Source organism: Elusimicrobium sp., from assembly GCA_015062115.1.
In the GTDB taxonomy this organism is placed as follows: domain Bacteria; phylum Elusimicrobiota; class Elusimicrobia; order Elusimicrobiales; family Elusimicrobiaceae; genus Avelusimicrobium.
Genome location: SUVG01000001.1, coordinates 126742 through 146535, shown reverse-complemented (window position 1 = coordinate 146535; position 19794 = coordinate 126742). Strand labels below are relative to the sequence as shown.

The following is a 19794-nucleotide window of genomic DNA, read 5'->3' as shown; positions in this document are numbered from 1 at the left end:
ATGATTGAGATTATTAACCTGCAAAAGAATTTCGGTTCCAAGCAAGTGCTTAAAGGGGTTAACCTCAAAATAGAAGAGGGAAAAACCACCTGTATTTTGGGTGGTTCCGGCTCCGGGAAAAGCACCTTAATTAAATGTTTGATTCGCTTGGAAGACCCCACCGGCGGCAAAATTATATTGGGCGGAAAGGACATTACTAAAATTCACAGCGAAGTAAAACTGGCCGCTATTCGCCGGCATTTCGGGTATCTTTTTCAGGAGGGGGCCCTTTTTGACTCCATGACCGTAGGGGAAAATGTGGCCTTTGGCCTTAAATACTTAACCGACACTCCGGAAAGTAAATATCCCAAAATCATCAAAGAAAAACTGGCTTTGGTAGGCTTAAAGGAAGAGGTAGCCAAACTCAACCCCAGCGAACTTTCCGGCGGTATGAAAAAACGCGTGTCGCTGGCGCGGGTGTTGGCGGTTAACCCCAAAGTTATTTTGTACGATGAACCGACCACCGGCTTAGACCCCATCATGTCCGACATTATCAGCGATTTGATTTTAGACTTAAAAGCAAAATTGGGCGTTACCTCGGTGGTTATTACGCACGATATGCACTCCGCTTTCAAAATAGCGGACTATATTGCCTTCTTATACGAAGGTGAAATTTTGATGTACGGCACTCCCGAGGAGTTCCGCAAAACCGATAATCCCTTCGTTAAACAATTTGTAAACGGCAGCAGTCAAGGGCCTATACAAATGAAATTGATGAAGGAGTAATTTTCGGCAGATTTTGGCTTATTTTACTGTTTTTTGTTCACTCGCGTATTGTGAAATACGCTTCGTTTCAAAGAAACGGTAAACTAAGCACAAACTCTTTGAAAATAGAGAGCGGAAATTGCCGGCAGATTTTGGCTTATTTTATTGTTTTTTATTTACATTTTGAATAGTTAAAATAACGGGTAGTATTATTTTTATTTTATAAACAAGGATAAATTATGAAAGCAGAAACAAAATTGGGTATTTTTACCATATTGGGACTTGTCGTATTCGGTTTTTCTCTCTATTTTTTAGGGGGGCTTTCCGTTACGCGCACTTACGATTTGAACATTAAATTTCACGATGTTTCCGGTTTGCCGGTGCGTGCCCCCGTTAAACTTTCCGGGGTGGAAGTGGGGAAAGTGAAACAAATTAAAATTCAAGACGGCGAAGTCGTTGTGGTGGCAGAAATCCACGAAGGGGTAGAAATCTATTCCGGGGCTAAATTTTCCGTTGTCATGACGGGTATTATCGGTTCTAAATACTTAAAAATCGTTCAAGGCGATGCTTTGGCCTCCGTATACAAACCCGGCGATTATCTTAACGGAGTGGACGATTTGCCCATGGATGTGATGATTACACAAACCATGGCCAGCATCAAAGAGTTTGTAGACAGCGTAAACAACCAAGGAGCCTTCGGTGATAAACTGAATCAAACCATGGCCGAAGTACGCCAACTTTCCGCCAACCTAAACCAAATGGTGGCTACGATGCGCCCCTATTTAACCCGTTCCGTGCAGAATTTAGATGTCGCCAGCGAACGCTTGACCGATTTAATGGCTAAGGCTGATTCTTTGATGACCAGCCTGGAACAAGGCGAAGGGGTCATCGGCAGTTTAATTAAAGACCCGGAAATGAAGGAAGAAGTAAAAGAAAGTGTTACCAACTTAAAAGATACCATGGCTGAAGTAAAAACTTTTGTGGGTAAAATGAGCCGTTTTCGCGTGTATTGGGATTATGATTTCTTCTATTTGCCCGATGCCTCTCTTTCTACCAGTGATTTGGCTTTGGAAATTTATCCTTCCAGCGGCTATACTTTCTATCGGGCCGGTATTGCTAACATCGGAAACGAAGACGACACCCTGGATCCTCACGATTACTTGGAAAAAAATCAATTTGATGTCCGCTTCGGCCTCTACAACAAGTGGGCTACTTTGTCGGCCGGTTTGATCCGCGGTGCGGGCGGGGTGGCCTTGGAACTTAAACCTTTCTACGATAAAGAATTTTTGCAACGCTTTACATTTACCGGGGAATTTTCGGATTGGGGACGCGACCGCACGATTAACGGGCGCTTGTTTAATAAACCTAATGTCAATTACGGGGTAGATTTCCGCTTTAATCGCTACTTCTCCGCCGGTGCGTGGGTGCGCGATGCGTTGGAAACCAACGAGGTGGCCGTCAAAGCCAATATCTCGTTTAACGATCAGGACATTTCCTCCTTCTTCGGTTTGGCCACCATGGCCGGGAAATAATCGGGTATGAAATTCAAAACGGTTTTCATCTGCCAAAAATGTGGTTACGAGGCTCCCAAATGGGCGGGAAAATGCCCGGAATGCGGGGAGTGGAACAGTTTGGTGGAAGAAGTAAAACAACTGGAAACCAAAAAAACCGCCACGCGAACCCGCAGTTTTACGGAATTTTCTTCCGAAGTAGTAAAACTTTCTCAAAGTAAAGCCGTAAAAGAACCGCGCATTGAAACCCACATCGGTGAATTTGACCGCCTGCTCGGCGGTGGTCTGGTGAAAGGCCAACTGACACTTTTGGCCGGGGCGCCGGGCATCGGAAAATCTACCCTGATGTTACAGGTAGCGGCGGAATTATCAAAAAATCTAAAAGTGCTTTACATTTCCGGCGAAGAAAGCATCGGCCAAATTTCGGGCCGCGCGCAACGCCTGGGCGTAAACGGGGACAATATCTTTTTACATTGCGAAACAGATATCCAAAAAATTGTGGAATCAGTGGAAAATGTAAACCCCGATGTGTTGATTTTAGATTCTATCCAAACCGTTTATCATCCGGAATTTACGTCTTCTTCCGGCACGGTGGCACAAGTGCGCGAATGTACCAGCGAACTGGTGCGCTTGTGTAAACCTAAAGGGATTATCACATTTGTTCTCGGCCATGTAACCAAAGACGGCGAACTGGCAGGGCCTAAAATTTTGGAACACATGGTAGATTGCGTTCTCTATTTTGATACGGAAAAAGACAATGTGCTCCGTTTGTTGCGTCCTCACAAAAACCGTTTTGGTTCTACGGGAGAAATCGGCCTTTTCAAAATGACGGGAGCGGGGTTGGAATCGGTGGAAAATGCCAGCGAATATTTTGCCCAAACCTCGCGCGACCGTGCCTTAAAAGGCCGTGCCTATTCCCTTGCGTTGGAGGGATCCCGCCCGATATTAACCGAAGTGCAAGCCTTGGTTTCGCCCACACGCTATCCGTTCCCGCGCCGCGTAGCCACAGGGGTAGATTTGAACCGCTGCCTTATGTTGTTTGCCGCGCTTGAAAAACACATCGGGCTGCCGCTGGATAACAAGGATATTTTTGTCAGTTTGGCAGGCGGGGTGAAATTGAAAGATCCCGCCCTTGACTTGGCAATTTGTGCCGCGGTAATCAGTTCCTGCAAAGAAATTGCCCTCCCGCATGACAGCGTATTTATGGCGGAAGTGGGAATTTTAGGCCAAGCCGCCAAAGTGCCGCTGCTTGAAAAACGCTTGGAAGAAGCCCAACGGTTGGGTTTCAAAAAAGCCTATGCCGCGGCAGTTACTTCAGCCGAAAAGCAGAAACTGAAAAAACTCTCCCTTTTGGAACTGCAAGATTTAAGCGATTTGGCTCTTAAACTGCGCTAAAAAGCTGAAAATTTTTCTTGGGACGGGCTCTTTTTACGGCCCGTCTTTTTTTTCGCCCAAGAAAATATACAAAAGGGGGCGGTAAAGTGGTAAAATATAACTAGTCTTACATAGGGGATTTTTCCCCATATTTTTAGGAGGGCATATGCCTATTTGGATTTTTCGTATTTCCACATTAGTTGCGTTTCCTTTTTTAACCTACAACTTTATCGATAAGGAATGGATGAGTTTGCTCGCAGGTTTGTTGTGCGGTGCGCTCGTCGTGGCGGGGGAAGTGTTGTTCAAAAACCTGCGCCTGATTAAAATTATGATTGCCTGCTCCGGCTTTTTGTTGGGGTATATGTTGTTTGTCTTGTTCGACTACGGCATGTTGAATTTCGCCAGCGGCGAAGCCATGAATTTTTGGGCGCGTTATAGCCGCAGTGTTGAAATCGGCCTTTTGGTTTTTGGGGTGCTTGCCAGTATTTTCAAATCGCGCGATTTGGAAGGCCTTTCCTATACGGGGCATCACTTAAAAGTAGCCGATGTTACCGCTCTTATGGACGGGCGCATCGTAGATTTGTGCGAAATAAACTTCCTTTCCGGTGTGATTGTATTACCTGTGTTTGTATTGGAAGAATTGAATAAAATGGCCGCCTCGCGCGACCCGTTGGAACGCGCCAAAGGCCGCCGCGGGTTAGATGTGGCCTCCCGCTTGCAGGAATTAAAAGAGATTTCCGTGCGCGTTACAAACAAATCTCCTAAGGGCGCTACGATGGAAGAACGCGTTGTTAAATTGGCCAAAAGTTTAGATGCCGAAGTGGTAACGCTTAATTTCAATGTAAACAAAGCCGCGGCTTTGCAAAACGTAATTGCCTTAAACATTGCCGATTTGGCCACTGCTCTTAAACCGGTTGTATTGCCGGGGGAAACAATGTCGCTTTTTATCATGAAAGACGGCAAAGAAAAAGAACAGGGCATCGGTTATTTGGACGACGGCACCATGGTAGTGGTGGAAGAAGGACGCAAACACATCGGCAAACGGGCGGAAGTTTCCGTTTACTCTATTTTGCAAACTTCTTCGGGCCGTATGATTTTTGCCAAAATTAAAAATTAAACGGTAGTGAATTTTATGAAGAAAGAGACGGGTTTTTCGTCTGCGGTAATTGTTGCGGGGGGCAGTGGCACGCGTATGGGCCGCCCGAAGCAAATGTTGCCCTTGGGCGGGAAGCCCGTTCTTGTTCGCTCCATAGAGGCTTTTAAGCGCACCTGCGGCGTGCGGGAAATTGTGGTGGTAACCCCGCCGGAAAATCGCCCGGTATTAGAGTCTTACTTTACGGATTTGATTTTTGCCGATCCGGGAACTACGCGTTTGGAATCGGTAAAAAACGGTTTTATGAAAACTTCCGCAGCGGCAGAGACGGTAGCCGTACACGACGGGGCCCGCCCGCTTGTAAACCCGGCCCGTATTGAAGATTGTTTGGCGGAAGCAAAGCAGCACGGCGCGGCCGTTTTGGCGGTACCGGTAAAGGATACCGTAAAAATTTGCGAGAAGAGCGTTGTAAAACAAACGCTCGACCGCTCCGTTTTATGGGCGGCACAAACGCCGCAATGTTACCGTCGGGAAGTTCTTTGGAACGCATTGGAAAAATTCGGTAACGAAAAAGACGCGACGGACGAATCGCAACTGGTGGAAAAGACAGGTGTGGCGGTGCGGGTGGTCTTATCCGACTATCAAAATAACAAAATTACCACACCGGAAGATTTGATTTTTGCGGAGGCATTAGTGAGCGAACAAGTACAATATCGCACAGGTTTCGGTTTTGATTTACACCGCCTGGAAGAAGGACGCAAATTGTTTTTGGGTGGAGCGGAAATACCGCACACCAAAGGTTTTTTGGGCCATAGTGACGGAGATTTGGTGCTCCATGCTCTTTGCGATGCTGTGCTGGGTGCCTTGTGTGCGGGGGAAATCGGCATTTTATTTCCGCCGACGGACGAATCTATTAAAGGCATTTCCAGCGTAACCATTACCAAAAAAGTGCTGGAAGTTGTGCGTGCCCACCGTGCGGAAATCGTGCATTTAGATGCCACGGTTATCACGCAAGAACCCAAAATCAAACCGCATTACGACACGGTGCGTAAGTCTCTTGCCAATGTGTTTGAAATGCCGATTGAAAATATCAGTTTTAAGTCCAAAAGCCACGAACACGTGGGGGAAATCGGCCGCGGAGAAGCGGCCATGTGCCATGCTGTGGCTACGGTCAAAATTACTCAAGGAGAAAAATAATGAAACTTCGTTTGTCTTTATCTGTTTTACTGGCGGTACTTTTATGCGCTTGTGCCGGTACCGATTTTCGTTCCCGCAAGCAAATTGCTCAAGGGCTCGATTATTCCCATTATCCCGCGGCGAGCGATACTTACTATGAATTTACTTCCGCCTTGCCCGATGAGCCTTCCGTTTTGGCCGACTCCCAAACAGATGTCTCTTCCACCGAGGAAGAAGCCTTGAACGAAGATGAAGATTTTTCTGCCGAAAATTTAGCCAGCACCTATGGTACTTACGGCGATGTGGTAATCACGGTTGCCAAACGAAAATTCAAGTTGGGTGGCAATGCTTCGCGTAAAGAGATGGGCGTTTTTCAGCAATCGTTGGATAAAGCGTATGCACAAGCCTTGCGCACTTATCGCCCCAGCGGTTTTACATATTCTATCAGCAGTGTAGGGGCGGTGAATCCGTTGTCCGACATCGAGGTAAGTTGCAAACTCAGCGAACGCTCTGCCAACGATGTGGGCCAAAATACCTGCGATTTGTTTTTTAACACGATTCGTACTTCCTATGTAGCGTTAATGAAAGAGGCTAACTGATGATGTATTTGTATAATTCCGCCACCCGGCATAAGGACGAATTCAAACCCCAAAATCCGCAAACCGTAACCATGTATTGCTGCGGCCCGACGGTTTATAATTTTGCTCATATCGGTAACTTGCGCACTTACATTTTTGAAGATTTGTTATCCCGCACTTTGCGTTTGAAACACACCTTAAAACATGTGATGAACGTAACCGATGTGGGACACTTGGTTTCCGACGGAGATGACGGCGAAGATAAAATGGAACTCGGGGCTGCCCGCGAGGGAAAAAGCGCCTGGGATATTGCCAAATTTTACGAAGGTAAATTTTGGCAGGATTACGATGCCTTAAATTGCACCCGTCCTACAGTTATCAGCCGCGCCACGGAACATATCCAAGAAATGATTTCTCTGGTAAAAACCTTGGAAGAAAAAGGTTACACCTACAAAACCAGTGACGGTATTTATTACGACACTTCCAAGTTCGACCGTTACGACGCCCTCGTCGGCCATGCGCACATTACCGGCTTGCAAGGCGGTGCGCGTGTGGAAATGAGCGACGAAAAACGCAACCCGACCGATTTTGCTTTGTGGAAATTTTCCCCGAAAGACAAAAAACGCCAAATGGAGTGGGATAGCCCGTGGGGAGTCGGCTTCCCCGGGTGGCACGTAGAATGTTCCGCCATGGCCATGAAATACCTGGGAAATACCTTGGATATTCACTGCGGCGGGATTGACCATGTAACGATTCACCACACCAACGAAATCGCCCAAAGCGAAGCCGCCACCGGTGAAAAGTATGTGAATTACTGGGTGCACGGTGAATTTTTGATTTTACGCTCGGGCAAAATGTCCAAGTCCGGCGGAACCTTTGTGACGGTAGATGTGCTGAAGGAAAAAGGTTACGAGCCGCTCTCTTACCGCTATTTCTGCTTGGGTGCCCACTACCGTACTCAACTGGAATTTTCGTACGAAAGTATGGATAGCGCCGCCAAGAGTTTGAAGAATTTGCGTGCGCTTGCCTGCCAAGCCAAAGAAACGGCGAAGGGAACCGCGCAGGAAACGGACAAAGTAATTGCGTGGAAGGAAAAATTCACCGCCGCCATGGAGGACGACTTAAACGCCCCCAAAGCCTTGGCCATCACTTGGGAAGCCCTGCGCAGTGCAGACTTGTCTGCCGCCGAAAAAGTGGCCTTCTTGGAATTTGCCGATACCATTTTAGCGTTAGATGTATTCAAGCCCGTAACGGAAGAAAAGCAAGAAATTCCCGCAGAAGTACAGGCTTTATTGGAAGCCCGTGCCGCTGCCCGCGCCGCGAAGGATTGGAAAAAGTCCGATGAATTGCGCGATGCTATTGCCCAAGCGGGGTATGTGGTAAAAGATACCCCACAAGGCCAACAAACGGAGAAAAAATAATGATGAAAAAAGTTCCTGCCGAATTTTTGCGCCGTATCCCGAAAGCGGATTTGCATGTCCATTTGGACGGCTCTCTCCGCCTTTCTACGCTGATTGAACTGGCTAAAAAAGAAGGTGTGGAACTGCCTGCCTATACCGAAAAAGGCCTCCGTCAAAAAGTATTTAAGGATAAATATGCTTCTTTGGTGGAGTATTTGAAAGGCTTTAGTTACACGGGCGCCGTGATGCAAAATGCCGAAAATATCGAGCGTATTTCTTACGAACTCGGGCAAGATGCTATCGCCGAAGGAGTGCGCTATTTGGAAGTGCGCTTTGCTCCGCAACTTCATGCCAACGATCATTTGACCGCACAAGATGCCGTACGCGCGGTCGTGCGCGGCTTGGAATTGGCCCAAAAAGAGCATAACGCTTCTGCAGAAGTAAAAAAAGGAAAAGACTTGGAATTTCATTTTGGCATCATCGCTTGTGCCATGCGTAATTTCAATGCTTTTATGTCGCCTTATTATTCCAATTTGATTAAAGCCTTGTCCCAATCCAGTAAAAGCGAAGTGTTTGGGGTGGCGTCTTTGGAATTGGCCAAAATGGTAGTTAAACTTGCTAAAGAAGAAAAATTGCCGATTGTGGGTTTCGACTTGGCAGGCGAAGAAGCCGGCTATCCGGCGGCCGATCACTTGGACGCTTACCGCTATGTACACAAGCATTTTATTCGCAAAACCGTCCACTCCGGCGAAGCATACGGCCCGGAATCTATTTTCCAAGCCATTACCGATTGCTACGCCAACCGCATCGGCCACGGCACGCATTTGTTTGCTGCGGATATGATTAAAGACCGTAAAGTAAAAGACAAACAAGGCTATGTAGATTCTTTGGCAGATTATATCGCCGGAGAACGCATCGGCATTGAAGTCTGCTTAACGAGCAATCTGCAAACCTTACCTCATATTAAATCGGTAAAAAATCACCCGATTAAAGAAATGATTAAACGCGGCTTACCCGTCAGTATCAATACCGATAACCGCCTCGTTTCCAACACCACCGTTACCAAAGAAATGGAACTGTTGGTGCGCCATGTGGAACTTGCTCCTAAAGAACTTAAAAACATTGTAATAGCCGGGTTTAAGAGCGGGTTTTTTCCGGGGAGTTATATTGAAAAACGCCGGTTTGTACGCAAAGTAATTGACAAATACAACGAACTGGCTAAAGCGTATCAAATTCCGCTGTATTAGTGAACGAAAAGTATTTTCTTTGAAGAACGGATAGGATAAATTCCTATCCGTTTTTTTGTATTGGTAATCATAAAATTCCCCGAGGAAACCTCGGGGAATTTTTTTAATTACTTCTTCTCGTCAAATCCTTTGGGGTTAGGGATTAGGTGGTGTGTCATTTCCTTAAAGGCTTTTTTCAGCAGGTTCTTGCGCACATGTGTTTTAGCAGGTTTGTCGGTAGCACGGCGGCCGTAAACACGCGGGACGGCAGGGTGTTCGTCTGGTGTTTTGCCGCTATCCCAGGTAATGCGTTGGCTTTGGTAGATACTCTGTTGCCCGGTAATTAAGAAACTGATTACACATGCCACCGTAGCATACGGGGCGATGGCGGGCCCGAAAAGTTCAATAGCCATAATGCTGGCCGCCAAAGGCGTATTGGCCGTTCCCGCCAGTACGGCTACCAATCCGAGTGCGGCTAAAGTAGCCGGATCTACATGGATAAAATCTGCCAGCATGGCTCCTGCTTGGGCCCCTACAAAGAAAATAGGTGTTACCACCCCACCGATACCGCCTGCGGCAAAGGTAACGGAAGTTGTAATAATCTTATACAAAAACCCAAAAGGCGAGTCTAACGGGTTGCCACTTAAAGCACCTTCAATGCCGGGCATACCGAGCCCCAAATAAGCCGGGGAAATAAAATACCCGATGCATACCAACACCAACCCGCCGATAAAACACGCCCAAAACATACGCGTTCTAAGCGCGATATAGCGAAATAGCACGCGGGTAAACTTCATTATCTCAATAAATAAAATGGATACGAGCCCAAAGAACATACCCGCAACAATCATTTTTAAGAAAAACTTTTCCGAAAATACCGGTACAAAGTGCAGCGGGTGATAAATGTAATCTACTCCCAAAAAACTGGTTACTTGAAAGGCCGTAATTCCGGCCACCAACGCAGGGAACATAACTTCGTAAAAAATATGTCCTACCCACAACACTTCCAACCCAAACATGGCCCCGGATATCGGCACGCCGAACACTCCCGCAAACCCGGCACTTACGCCGCAAATCATCATTTTGCGTTGGTCTTCCAAACTCATTTTGAACACGCGGGAAATAAAAGAGGCCACGCCCGCCCCCACATCGGCGCAGGGGGCTTCCTTCCCGGCGGAACCGCCGGTAACCATGGTTACGATAGAAAGCACAAATCCTTTTGCAATGGAAACGAGCGAAATGGGGTTGTAGGTGTTGATTTTATCGATAACGGCATCGGTGGAGAAATCTTTATCTTTTTTAGCCACTTTGCGCGACAAAAGTGCCACTATATATAAGGCAAAAGGCAAGCAAAGATAGAAAAGGGGAATTTCGTTGCGAAGCGCAATGGAGTTATCCAGCATTTTTAAGAAAGCCGCGTCCAACACGCCGACCACACACCCGATAGCCGTTGCGAGAAAAAACCATTTTACAATACTTACCACATTATTTTTTTGCTCGTTTAACATACCACTATTTTACTAAATTGCATTTGTAAAAAACTAATCTTAAAAAGGGTTAGGGGGTGTTTGGGCGGAGCGTCGTTAATTTTGCTATACTATAGAAAAGAGATCCCTTTTTTTGTGCTATTTGGGGAAAATTGATAAGGAGTTTTCTGTATGGATTCGTTTATTTCTTCCGTTATCACGCTAGCCCTTGTTATGGACGGCTTCGGGAATATCCCGTTATTTATTTCCGCTCTTAAAAAAGTAGCCCCGGAACGCCGCAAAGCGGTGTTGATTCGCGAACTCGGCATTGCCCTTCTTATTATGGTGGCCTTTTTGTTCCTCGGTAAATGGTTCTTAAAGGCTTTCGGTATTGCGGAATACTCGCTTAGTATTGCGGGCGGGCTTATTTTATTTATTATCTCCGTCAAATTGGTTTTCGGCGGAGATGATGACCCGAAAGGTGACCCGAAGGACGACGAACCTTTTGTGGTACCGCTTGCTATCCCCTTGGTGGCGGGCCCGGCTGCGCTTTCTATTGTAATGATTACGGCCGCCCAACAACCCAACAAACTTATCACCCTGGCGGCGGTAGTGGTGGCTTCTTTGATTAACTCCGTTATTCTGCTTTCCTCTTTTCCGCTTAGCAACCTGCTGGGCAAACGCGGGTTGACGGCCATTGAACGCTTGACGGGTATGATCTTGGTGTTGATGTCCGTAAACATGGTAATGAACGGTATTTCCACTTTTATGAGCCTTTAGGAGTCGGGAGTGAAAAAGATTTTTGCTTTTTTGATGATGTTGGCGGCTTTGGTTTTTCCTGCGGTTGTGCAAGCGCAAGAAAAAGTGGAGTTTGCTCTTTTCGTCAGCCCTACTTGTGTGCATTGTAATAGATTGAAAGCCGAGTACTGGCCCCAACTTAAAGAAAAATACAAAGATACCGTCCACTTTACCGAATACGATATTTCCGTTGACGGGAATAACCTTATTTTTGTTGAAACGGCCAAGGCCTACGGCATGGAAGAAATGGGCTACCCTGCCGCCGCGGTGGGAAGCACTTTTTTAATGGGATATCCCAGCGAAATCGGCCTCTATGCCGAGGCTGCTATCGAAAAAGCCCGCCTGTTAAACGAAAAAACAAATGTAAAAGTGTCCGGCGCGGACGATGCGGAAGGGGCCTTCAAAAAAATCACTTTTTGGGCAATTGTAGGCAGTGGCCTTGTAGATGGAATTAACCCCTGCGCGTTTGCCGTAATCGTATTTTTTATTTCTTTTCTTACCGTATATAAGTATAACCGAAAAGAAATTATTCTGGTGGGCGCGGCTTACTGTTTTGCCGTATTTTGTGCCTACCTGTTGTTAGGGTTTGGCTTGTTCAAATTCCTGTATGCCATGCAAGGGTTTTCGTATGTCATCAAAGCGTTTTACATTATTACGGCGGGTTTGTGTTTAATTTTCTTCGGGTTAAGCGTGTACGATTTTTGGGTGTACCGCAAAACCAAAAAGTCCGACGGGATGATTTTGCAACTGCCGCAAAGCCTCAAAATGCGTATCCATAAAATTATGGGTTTCTTCTTGCGCGATAAGAACAAAAGCGCCTGGCGCCTTACCCTGGCTGCGTTGGCGGTAGGGTTTGGCGTGTCTTTGGTGGAAGCCGTATGCACGGGGCAGGTGTATGTGCCCACCTGCGTGCTTATTATGCAAAACCCGGAATTTCGCATGCGTGCCATTTTCTATTTGGTTATTTATAACTTAATGTTTGTGGTGCCGTTGATTACGGTTTTTGTGCTTGCCCTGTTGGGGTACGAATCTAAAGGTTTTAATGAATTTTTCAAAAAACACTTGGGTGTTACAAAGGTGCTCCTTAGTTTGGTATTTTTGGGGCTTTTTCTGCTCCTTTTAGGGAATATCTAACTGAAGAGAAGGCCCTTTCCGTAAAAAATATAATCTAATTACAAAAAGGCCGCTGTTGTGGGCCTTTTTCTTTTATAATAGGGTAGAGGTGAATTATGAAAAAGAAAAAAGTTTCGGTTAAAAATTTAGTCATTTTATTAGGTCTTTTGATTGTGGCGGTGGCAGCCGTTTTGCCGCATTTTGCCTGGGTGTTGGAGCGTGCCCATGCGGGGGCAGGGCTTGCTACCTTGGTACAGGTAAGTGTGGCGGAAAATAATTATTTCTTGGAACACCACTCTTTTACCGAAGATTGGCGAGAACTCGATACCCGCTTCCCGCCGGATTTGCCGGGGAAATTTGCGCCCGTTTCTGCGGTTTCCCGCACCCGGTTTTTTCAGGTGGAAGAAAGTGAGGACGGCTTTGATTTCCGTTTGGAATTGGCGGAAGACTTAAAAGGCGGTACCGTAACCGCGCAACGCAACGGACTGATTGCCTACACTTTGCAGGAGTCTTTTCCGTACCCTCATTTTTCCTGCACGGGGGCCAACGCGGCGGGCCGTTGGTTTTGCAAAAAATTTACCGAACACACCGATGAAATTATGTTCAAGCCGCAAGAAAAAAACGCAACTTCTCCGTCGGAAAATCAGCCCGAAAAAATAGGCCCTAAAAAGACTTGATTTTTTTTACAATTGTTAATAAACTATAGGGGTAGTCCTTCCTAGGGCTATTAAATTAACTGATTATAAAACTGTAGGAGGTTTTATGAATAATAAAGGTTTCACCTTAGTGGAATTGTTGGTGGTCGTGTTGATCATCGGCATCTTGGCCGCCATGGCTATGCCCGCTTACTTCAAAGCGGTAGAACGCGCCCGCGCTGCTGAAGCCGATACCTTGGTAGGTACCGTCGTGAACGCGCAACAACGCTATAAAATGAAAACCGGTAAATATGCCCAAAACTGGCAATCCTTGGACGTTGCTCCTGCTAACGCCAAAGCCCAAGCCATTTACTGCACCAAAGGCATCCAAGCCGCCAACTGCGGTGGCCAAAACGCCTTCGAAATCACCTTGGTCGGCACCAGCGCTGCCAATGGTAACTTCTCTGGTGTAATCGCCAAACGCGTAGGCACCGGTCAATATACCTACACGATTGAAAAATTGTACGACTCCACCGATCCGGCCTACTGCGTACCTGGTAACGCCAACGACGGTTCTGACGATGTGTTGTTCTGCATGGACTACCATGGTGTAGAAACCAAAGCCGAACTTCCTTACACCGCCAACACCTTGAGCACCTGGCCTCATGGTTACAAAAAACCGACCGCTTCTTAATAAAAAGATTTGGTCTTAACAAAACCCCGCTCGCAAGAGCGGGGTTTTTTTGTGCAATTTGAAGGAAAAGATAATAGGGAAAGGGCTATTCCTTCAAAAAAGAAAAGTACAAACAGAGAAAGTCTCTTGTTTTATTGCGCAAAACAGACGCGTAGCGGGGAAGACAAAAGAAACGATAGAAGATTGTTGGTAAGAAAATTATTTAAGCCGCAGGCTCGGTTTGGGTTTTGTCGGCGGGGATAGTTTCTTGGGGAGCCTCTTGTGTTTCTTCGGCAGGTTGTGTTACCTGTTCGGTAGGGGCATTAAGCGAGGGTTGTTCCGTTTGTTTGGGAGAGGAGACCTCCTGCTTTTCTTCTTGCGTTAGGGCCGTTGTGGCGGTTGATTCTACGGCGGAAAGTTCTTCCGTTTCTTGTTCCTGTTCCGTTTGTAGGGCCTCTGCCCCTTCGGGGGTTGCGGGTTGTTCGGGTTGCGGGTCGGGGGGGAGAATAAAGGGTTCTTCCTCCTCATCAAAAATAATTCCGCCGGGGATAGGCTCGGAAATGGGTTTTAATTCTTCCTCTTTTTCCCGCAACGGGAGCAAGCGAATTGTTTTTTCCTTCGCAGGTTTGGGGGCAGGCGCGGCAGGCTCATCGGCGGGGCGCGTTAAATCTTCCGGTTGTTCTTCAAAGAAAAGTCTGCCCGATTTCCAAGATTGGTAAAGTTCTTTTTCGGGGGATTGCGGGTGGAAAAAATCTTTGTTTTTATCCCGGTTGGAAAGAGCAAAGGCTTTCAAATGCAGTACGGCCACCTCTTTGCCTACTAAATTTTTTCGTGTTTCGTAATTGGCTACGCGCGCCAATACTTTTACCAAATGGCCTTTTTTAATGCCCGTCATCTGCGGCAGATCTTTCTTTTCGTAGGTTACCAATAAAAGTTCGTAAGAAAGAGTATCTTTTCCGATAGCGTAATAATAAAGCGGTACATCTATTTTAAGTACCAGGCGAAGCAGGTTGGTGTCTTCGGTAACGCCCTGCACTTCTCCTCCGAAAGAAACCACCTTATCCATATAATTCTGCGGATTTTGTTCTATGCCGTGCAGGTAGTTAAGGTCTTGGTCTTTGTACGGAATCATAGAACTGCAAGCCCCTAAAAATGCACATAAAAATAGGATAAGAATTTGCTTCATGTGTATATTATAACTTTTTGTGACGGTAGATTTAAGGGATATTGCCATTTAGAAAAAAGGGAATAAAAAAAGGAAGCGTCTTGTTTCGCTTCCTTTGTAAAATGCCTGCAACTGCAATAAAAAAACGCCCTCTAGGAGAATCGAACTCCTCTTTTCGGATTGAAAATCCGACGTCCTAACCGATAGACGAAGAGGGCATAAATGGTGCGCCCGGTGAGACTTGAACTCACGGCCCCCCGCTTAAAAGGCGGATGCTCTACCACTGAGCTACGAGCGCGGAAAAACGGTCAAATATCTACTGGGTTTAATCGTTCAGGTTAAACCCGACTTAATTATTATATCAATTTTACGTTCCGCGCACAAGTCTTTTTTTCAAAATTTTTTAACTGCTCACGGCTTCGTTTTTGCGATAATTTATTGTAGCAATTTTTTTTATGTTGTGTCAAAAAAAATTATTTCTCGGCGAGAAAACTGTTTGACATCCCCCTCTTGCCTTGCTACCATATAACAAATGGACATATAAGTCCCAAATCTATTTGTGAGGTTTTTATGAAAAAAGTTATCAACTCTTCCAACGCGCCCAAAGCAATCGGCCCGTATTCCCAAGCCATTGAAGAAGGCGGTTTCGTGTACACTTCCGGTGTGCTTCCCATTGACCCCGTAACCAGCGAAATTTACAACGGCGATGTGCGCGTTCAAACCGAAATTATCCTGAAAAACTTGGAAAACATTTTGAAGGAAGCCGGTTGCACGCTTAAAAATGTAGTAAAAACTACCGTTTTTATGACCGATTTAACCCAATTCGCCGAAATGAACGCCGTGTACGGCACTTTCTTTAAGGAAAATCCGCCTGCCCGCACCACTGTGCAAGTGGTGGGTCTTCCCAAAGGAAGTTCTATCGAAATCGAAGCCATTGCTAAAAAATAGGATTTCCTGATGACCATACAAGACCAAGTTCTCTCCGGGCGCGTCAACGGCATTTTGTTGCCGCTTGCCGCCATGAAAACCGAGCACGATTGGGGCGTGGGAGATTTTGGCTCCCTGCAAGAGTGGACTTCCTTTTTTGCTTCGCAAGGAACAAAAATCGTCCAAATCTTGCCTTTGCAGGAAACCGCCCCTAACGAAACTTGCCCATATTCGGCCTTAAGTGCTTTTGCTACCGACCCGGTATATGCCGATATTTCCCAGGCCGAAGATGTCATGGCCAGCCCGCGCGCGCGTGAGTTTGTGGAAAGTCTGCAAACCAAAATTGCCGAGTGGCACAAAGCGCCGAAGGCTCCTTTCTTTGCGGTAAAACAAGCCAAAATGAAAGCACTGTGGTACGGTTACCAACGGTTTTTGGTGGCCGAACAAAGTGTTCGTTCCGCGCGTTACCAAGCCTTTGAAGCGTACTGTGCCGCGCAGTCGGGCTGGTTGAGAGGCTATTCGCTTTTCCGTACCCTGAAAGAATTTTATAAATGGCAAACCTGGACGCAATGGCCCGAGGCTTTGCGCGATTTTAACAAACAAGCGGTGGACGCTTTTGAAGCCCAATACCGCGAATATGTGGATTTCTTCCGCTATGTACAATGGGTGTTGGATCAACAACTGCGCCGGGCCAAAGTGTTTGCCGCCGAAAAAGGCATTTTGATTTTCGGGGATATCCCCTACGGAACCAATTTGGATAGTGCGGAAGTTTGGTCCGAACGGGAAAATTATCGTTTGGGGTGGGAAGTCGGCGCCCCTGCCGATCAGTTTTCCAAAGGCGGGCAACGCTGGGGGCTTCCTGCGTATGATTGGGCCTATCAACTTTCCCATAATTTAGATTTGTGGCGTCGTAAAATCCGCCGGGTAACGGAACTGTATGATGTGTTCCGTTTAGACCATTTGGTGGGTTTTTTCCGCACGTATATTTTTGCGCCGGGTGACGAACAAGGCGGCTTCGATTGGTTGGGTGAACAAGCCCAAATCGACCGCGGATATCAATTCCTGCGCATGGTGCTGGACGAAGCAAACGGCAAACTTCCCGTCGGGGAAGATTTGGGGGTTATCCCCAACTATGTGCGCCGTATGTTGGTAGATTTGCGTATCCCCGGATATAAGGTGTTGCGTTGGGAACGCGAGGATAACGGTTATTACCGTGAACCCCGCCATTATCCGCTGGTCTCTTTGGCTACTACTTCCACGCATGATACCGAAACCGTGCGCGGTTGGTGGGAAACCATGGATAATTACGAACGAGCCAACATTTGGGAAATGATTTCCGCTCAAAAAACAGACGGAAATGTGCCTTTTAATTTAGGTACGCAACGCACTATTTTACGCCGCGTATTAGATTCCAGTTCCGCGCTTACTATGTTCTCGTGGCAAGATATTATCGGCACGCTGGATCGGGTCAATACACCCGGTACCGTGGGAGAAGAAAATTGGACATATCGTAGCGAATATACCCCCGCGCAAGCCGCCGAAATATATAGCGAGCAGTTGGCTATGTACCGCGAACTGCTAAAGGAGACCGGCCGCGCTTAAAACGGCCCTTCATAAGATGAAAGAATTTACGGCCATTATTCCAGCCGCCGGTAAAGGCGTGCGACTTTTGCCCTACACCGAAAATATGCCCAAAAGCATGATTAGCGTGGCGGGTAAGCCGATTTTGGGCCATATTTTGGATCAAGTGGAAAAGTGCGGCATTAAAAAAGTGGCTTTTATCGTCGGGTATAAAAAAGAAGCCATTGTGGAATTTGTCCGTGAGCGGTATGCACATTTAGAAGTAACTTTTATCGAACAACCCGAACCCAAGGGCCTGGGCCATGCCATTTATTTAGCGAAAGATTATGTAACGGGCCCTTGTTTTATTTTGTTGGGCGACACGATTGTGGACGGAGATTTACGCCCGTTAGTCTTTGGCGGGCAAAACGCCGTGGGCATCAAAGAAGTGGCCGACCCTTCGCGTTTTGGAATTGTAGAACTAAAAGAAGGAAAGATTATTTCGTTTGAAGAGAAACCTGTTTGTCCCAAATCAAACTTGGCTATTATCGGTGCGTATTCGTTTTTAGATTCGGCCCAACTGTTTGATGCTTTGGAAGAAGTAATCCGTTCCGGAAAAACCGTTAAAAATGAAATTCAATTGACGGACGCTTTGTCTGTTTTGTTGTCGCGCGGGGAAGAGATTGTGCCGGTCATGATGAAAGACTGGTTTGATTGCGGAACGGTGGAAGTGTTGCTGCAGACAAACCGTTTGCTTTTAGACCGTTATCATCGGGTTCCTGCCGAATTGGAAAAAAACAATACTATTATCCCCCCGTGCCAAATTGAAGAAGGCGTAAAAGCGGAAAATTGCGTGTTGGGGCCTTATGTATCTGTGGCATACGGGGCCGACTTGAAAGATTGCAAATTGGAAGATACAATCGTGGGCCCGCAAACGAAACTGCAACAAAAAACCGCGAAGCACGCGGTTTTGGATAAATTTAATCAGTAAAAACTTTTATTTACCGGGAGCCTCTTTCGCCATGTCGGTGGAAGGGGCTTTTTGTTCGGGTGCGGCAGTTTCGGTCGAGGTTTTTTCTTCCGTCGGTTCAGCAGCGGGGACTTGTTCCTCCGGTGCTTGGACGGGGAAAAGTTCGTTGGCTAATTTTTCCGCATAGGCACGGGCCTGGTTGTATTCCACATTGGCTTGGGTAAACTGAGCGGTAGGTCGGTTAGCCTCTTTGTTTTTGGCAATTTCCAGTTCCAAACGGGCTTTTTTGAGTTCAAAATCTTCCATGGCCAGCCGAAGGCGGATTTCGTTGATGATGCGGTCTTTTTCTTCATTTACCACTACCGGGCACGATTCAAGCGCTTGGCTGAGGGTGGTTAAATTCTTTTCGGTTGTTTCGGAAGTGAGCGTTTGCAACATGGGGTTCTGGTCGGTTAGAGAAGGAACCGACACCGCCGCCGCAAGCGAAGCCGCCTGCTCCGGCAGAAACATATTTCCCACCATCATACCGCCCACAAACAGAAGTGCCATGGTAAATAAATATAAAATGTAACGCATAAAATCCTCTGTGTATATTCTATCAAAATACATAGGAAAGCGTGTATTTACTATAATGAAAATATGAAAAAAATAATTCTTTCTTTGTTGTTTTTACTTTCTTTTTCTTGGTGTTGTGCGTGTGACACGGAAAAAATCCTTCGGTTTGATGTATTAACACAAATAAGTGCGGATTCCTCCGTTACGGTTCGTGAAAGAATTCTTGTTTGTTCCACTTCGAAAGAGATCAAACGGGGTATTTTTCGAACTCTTGCTAAAAAAGGGCTGGACCGCTATGAAATCCTTTCCGTATCCAGAGACGGACAAAAGGAAGAATTTTCTAAAACCGAAGATTCAAAAACGCTTACTCTTCGCATCGGAAACCCTGAGAAGATAATCTCAAAAGGCGTTCATGCCTACGATATCCATTATCGAGTTTTTGGCGCTTTGCGTTATCATAAAAATTTTGATGAGTTTTATTGGAACTTAACAGGGAACGATTGGAAATTTGAAATAGAAAAAGCTGCCGTGCATGTGGCCCTGCCCAAAGGGGCTTCTTTGGTAAAGAACGGCGTTTCTCTTTATGCGGGCCGTTCCGGAGCAAAGGGAAGCGAGCGGACCGCACAAAGTGTGGAAAATTTATTTTTCTATACTACTACGCCTTTGGCACCGGGAGAGGGATTTACTATCTCTCTTGCCTGGAATAAAGGAGCGGTAACAGAACCGACCTTAACAGAAAAGATAAAATCTACTTGGTTGTTTTCTTCTGTTATGCAGTGTTGGGAAAAAATGAAAGCATATATAAAAAATTTTTATAAATAGGGAGTTCA

19 protein-coding genes and 2 tRNA genes are annotated in these 19794 nt (G+C 46.3%); 16 read left to right on the top strand and 5 right to left on the bottom strand.

Going from position 1 to position 19794, the window contains the following annotated elements:
- From E7027_00670 to E7027_00635, 8 genes are all read left to right on the top strand, one after another.
- Window positions 1-765 carry an ABC transporter ATP-binding protein gene (locus tag E7027_00670; GenBank protein MBE6420653.1) on the top strand — a complete coding sequence of 255 codons (765 nt, stop codon included), beginning with the start codon at window positions 1-3 and terminating at the stop codon, window positions 763-765.
- Between the two features lie 218 nt (window positions 766-983).
- Window positions 984-2276 (top strand): MCE family protein, encoded by a 1293-nt coding sequence (locus E7027_00665; GenBank protein MBE6420652.1) that lies wholly within the window; start codon window positions 984-986, stop codon window positions 2274-2276.
- A 6-nt stretch (window positions 2277-2282) separates the two neighbouring features.
- Window positions 2283-3650, top strand: a complete 1368-nt coding sequence (radA, locus tag E7027_00660) for a DNA repair protein RadA (protein MBE6420651.1) — start codon at window positions 2283-2285, stop codon at window positions 3648-3650.
- A 145-nt stretch (window positions 3651-3795) separates the two neighbouring features.
- The gene (locus E7027_00655) at window positions 3796-4746 is read left to right on the top strand and encodes a PIN domain nuclease (protein MBE6420650.1); all 951 of its coding nucleotides are present in this window, start codon (window positions 3796-3798) and stop codon (window positions 4744-4746) included.
- Between the two features lie 15 nt (window positions 4747-4761).
- Entirely contained in the window at window positions 4762-5919 is a 1158-nt protein-coding gene (ispD, locus tag E7027_00650; GenBank protein MBE6420649.1) for a 2-C-methyl-D-erythritol 4-phosphate cytidylyltransferase, read from the top strand.
- A complete protein-coding gene (locus E7027_00645; GenBank protein ID MBE6420648.1) occupies window positions 5919-6497 on the top strand; it encodes a hypothetical protein in 579 nt (192 codons plus the stop codon). Before ispD ends, E7027_00645 begins: the two co-directional genes overlap by 1 nt.
- Window positions 6494-7897 carry a cysteine--tRNA ligase gene (locus E7027_00640; GenBank protein MBE6420647.1) on the top strand — a complete coding sequence of 468 codons (1404 nt, stop codon included), beginning with the start codon at window positions 6494-6496 and terminating at the stop codon, window positions 7895-7897. Before E7027_00645 ends, E7027_00640 begins: the two co-directional genes overlap by 4 nt.
- Window positions 7897-9123 carry an adenosine deaminase family protein gene (locus E7027_00635; GenBank protein ID MBE6420646.1) on the top strand — a complete coding sequence of 409 codons (1227 nt, stop codon included), beginning with the start codon at window positions 7897-7899 and terminating at the stop codon, window positions 9121-9123. Before E7027_00640 ends, E7027_00635 begins: the two co-directional genes overlap by 1 nt.
- Window positions 9124-9230: 107 nt before the next feature.
- Here the strand turns inward: E7027_00635 and E7027_00630 are convergent, their stop codons facing one another.
- Window positions 9231-10610, bottom strand: coding sequence for a voltage-gated chloride channel (locus tag E7027_00630; protein ID MBE6420645.1), 1380 nt, complete (start codon window positions 10608-10610; stop codon window positions 9231-9233).
- A 150-nt stretch (window positions 10611-10760) separates the two neighbouring features.
- On the opposite strand from E7027_00630, the gene E7027_00625 reads away from it, so the two are divergent.
- The 4 genes from E7027_00625 to E7027_00610 all read left to right on the top strand — a co-directional run bounded on the left by E7027_00625 (window position 10761) and on the right by E7027_00610 (window position 13808).
- Window positions 10761-11348, top strand: coding sequence for an NAAT family transporter (locus E7027_00625; GenBank protein ID MBE6420644.1), 588 nt, complete (start codon window positions 10761-10763; stop codon window positions 11346-11348).
- Between the two features lie 9 nt (window positions 11349-11357).
- The gene (locus tag E7027_00620) at window positions 11358-12500 is read left to right on the top strand and encodes a hypothetical protein (protein ID MBE6420643.1); all 1143 of its coding nucleotides are present in this window, start codon (window positions 11358-11360) and stop codon (window positions 12498-12500) included.
- A 95-nt stretch (window positions 12501-12595) separates the two neighbouring features.
- Entirely contained in the window at window positions 12596-13156 is a 561-nt protein-coding gene (locus E7027_00615) for a hypothetical protein (GenBank protein ID MBE6420642.1), read from the top strand.
- A gap of 85 nt (window positions 13157-13241) precedes the next feature.
- Complete coding sequence (locus E7027_00610) at window positions 13242-13808, top strand: prepilin-type N-terminal cleavage/methylation domain-containing protein (GenBank protein ID MBE6420641.1); 567 nt, start codon at window positions 13242-13244, stop codon at window positions 13806-13808.
- Window positions 13809-14010: 202 nt separating this feature from the next.
- Here the strand turns inward: E7027_00610 and E7027_00605 are convergent, their stop codons facing one another.
- From E7027_00605 to E7027_00595, 3 genes are all read right to left on the bottom strand, one after another.
- Window positions 14011-14973, bottom strand: a complete 963-nt coding sequence (locus E7027_00605; GenBank protein MBE6420640.1) for a hypothetical protein — start codon at window positions 14971-14973, stop codon at window positions 14011-14013.
- Between the two features lie 125 nt (window positions 14974-15098).
- Window positions 15099-15170: transfer RNA gene (locus E7027_00600), tRNA-Glu, on the bottom strand.
- A gap of 5 nt (window positions 15171-15175) precedes the next feature.
- Window positions 15176-15250: transfer RNA gene (locus tag E7027_00595), tRNA-Lys, on the bottom strand.
- A gap of 272 nt (window positions 15251-15522) precedes the next feature.
- On the opposite strand from E7027_00595, the gene E7027_00590 reads away from it, so the two are divergent.
- From E7027_00590 to E7027_00580, 3 genes are read left to right on the top strand one after another with little or no spacing between them, the layout of a single operon-like run.
- Window positions 15523-15900: a RidA family protein gene (locus E7027_00590; protein ID MBE6420639.1), complete on the top strand. Its 378-nt coding sequence runs from the start codon at window positions 15523-15525 to the stop codon at window positions 15898-15900.
- A 9-nt stretch (window positions 15901-15909) separates the two neighbouring features.
- Window positions 15910-17481: a 4-alpha-glucanotransferase gene (gene malQ / locus E7027_00585; protein ID MBE6420638.1), complete on the top strand. Its 1572-nt coding sequence runs from the start codon at window positions 15910-15912 to the stop codon at window positions 17479-17481.
- Between the two features lie 16 nt (window positions 17482-17497).
- On the top strand, window positions 17498-18430 hold the full coding sequence (locus tag E7027_00580; protein MBE6420637.1) for a hypothetical protein: 933 nt from the start codon (window positions 17498-17500) through the stop codon (window positions 18428-18430).
- 6 nt (window positions 18431-18436) lie between these two features.
- Here the strand turns inward: E7027_00580 and E7027_00575 are convergent, their stop codons facing one another.
- The gene (locus E7027_00575) at window positions 18437-18985 is read right to left on the bottom strand and encodes a hypothetical protein (GenBank protein ID MBE6420636.1); all 549 of its coding nucleotides are present in this window, start codon (window positions 18983-18985) and stop codon (window positions 18437-18439) included.
- A gap of 63 nt (window positions 18986-19048) precedes the next feature.
- Here E7027_00575 and E7027_00570 point away from each other — a divergent pair, with 63 nt between their 5' ends.
- The gene (locus tag E7027_00570; protein ID MBE6420635.1) at window positions 19049-19786 is read left to right on the top strand and encodes a DUF2207 domain-containing protein; all 738 of its coding nucleotides are present in this window, start codon (window positions 19049-19051) and stop codon (window positions 19784-19786) included.
- Window positions 19787-19794 lie beyond the last annotated feature (8 nt).

Coding starts and splice junctions, on each gene's coding strand:
- E7027_00670 (MBE6420653.1), top strand. CDS start 1: ATGATTGAGATTATTAACCTGCAAAAGAATTTCGGTTCCAAGCAAGTG.
- E7027_00665 (MBE6420652.1), top strand. CDS start 984: ATGAAAGCAGAAACAAAATTGGGTATTTTTACCATATTGGGACTTGTC.
- radA (MBE6420651.1), top strand. CDS start 2,283: ATGAAATTCAAAACGGTTTTCATCTGCCAAAAATGTGGTTACGAGGCT.
- E7027_00655 (MBE6420650.1), top strand. CDS start 3,796: ATGCCTATTTGGATTTTTCGTATTTCCACATTAGTTGCGTTTCCTTTT.
- ispD (MBE6420649.1), top strand. CDS start 4,762: ATGAAGAAAGAGACGGGTTTTTCGTCTGCGGTAATTGTTGCGGGGGGC.
- E7027_00645 (MBE6420648.1), top strand. CDS start 5,919: ATGAAACTTCGTTTGTCTTTATCTGTTTTACTGGCGGTACTTTTATGC.
- E7027_00635 (MBE6420646.1), top strand. CDS start 7,897: ATGATGAAAAAAGTTCCTGCCGAATTTTTGCGCCGTATCCCGAAAGCG.
- E7027_00630 (MBE6420645.1), bottom strand. CDS start 10,610: ATGTTAAACGAGCAAAAAAATAATGTGGTAAGTATTGTAAAATGGTTT.
- E7027_00625 (MBE6420644.1), top strand. CDS start 10,761: ATGGATTCGTTTATTTCTTCCGTTATCACGCTAGCCCTTGTTATGGAC.
- E7027_00615 (MBE6420642.1), top strand. CDS start 12,596: ATGAAAAAGAAAAAAGTTTCGGTTAAAAATTTAGTCATTTTATTAGGT.
- E7027_00610 (MBE6420641.1), top strand. CDS start 13,242: ATGAATAATAAAGGTTTCACCTTAGTGGAATTGTTGGTGGTCGTGTTG.
- E7027_00605 (MBE6420640.1), bottom strand. CDS start 14,973: ATGAAGCAAATTCTTATCCTATTTTTATGTGCATTTTTAGGGGCTTGC.
- E7027_00590 (MBE6420639.1), top strand. CDS start 15,523: ATGAAAAAAGTTATCAACTCTTCCAACGCGCCCAAAGCAATCGGCCCG.
- malQ (MBE6420638.1), top strand. CDS start 15,910: ATGACCATACAAGACCAAGTTCTCTCCGGGCGCGTCAACGGCATTTTG.
- E7027_00580 (MBE6420637.1), top strand. CDS start 17,498: ATGAAAGAATTTACGGCCATTATTCCAGCCGCCGGTAAAGGCGTGCGA.
- E7027_00575 (MBE6420636.1), bottom strand. CDS start 18,985: ATGCGTTACATTTTATATTTATTTACCATGGCACTTCTGTTTGTGGGC.
- E7027_00570 (MBE6420635.1), top strand. CDS start 19,049: ATGAAAAAAATAATTCTTTCTTTGTTGTTTTTACTTTCTTTTTCTTGG.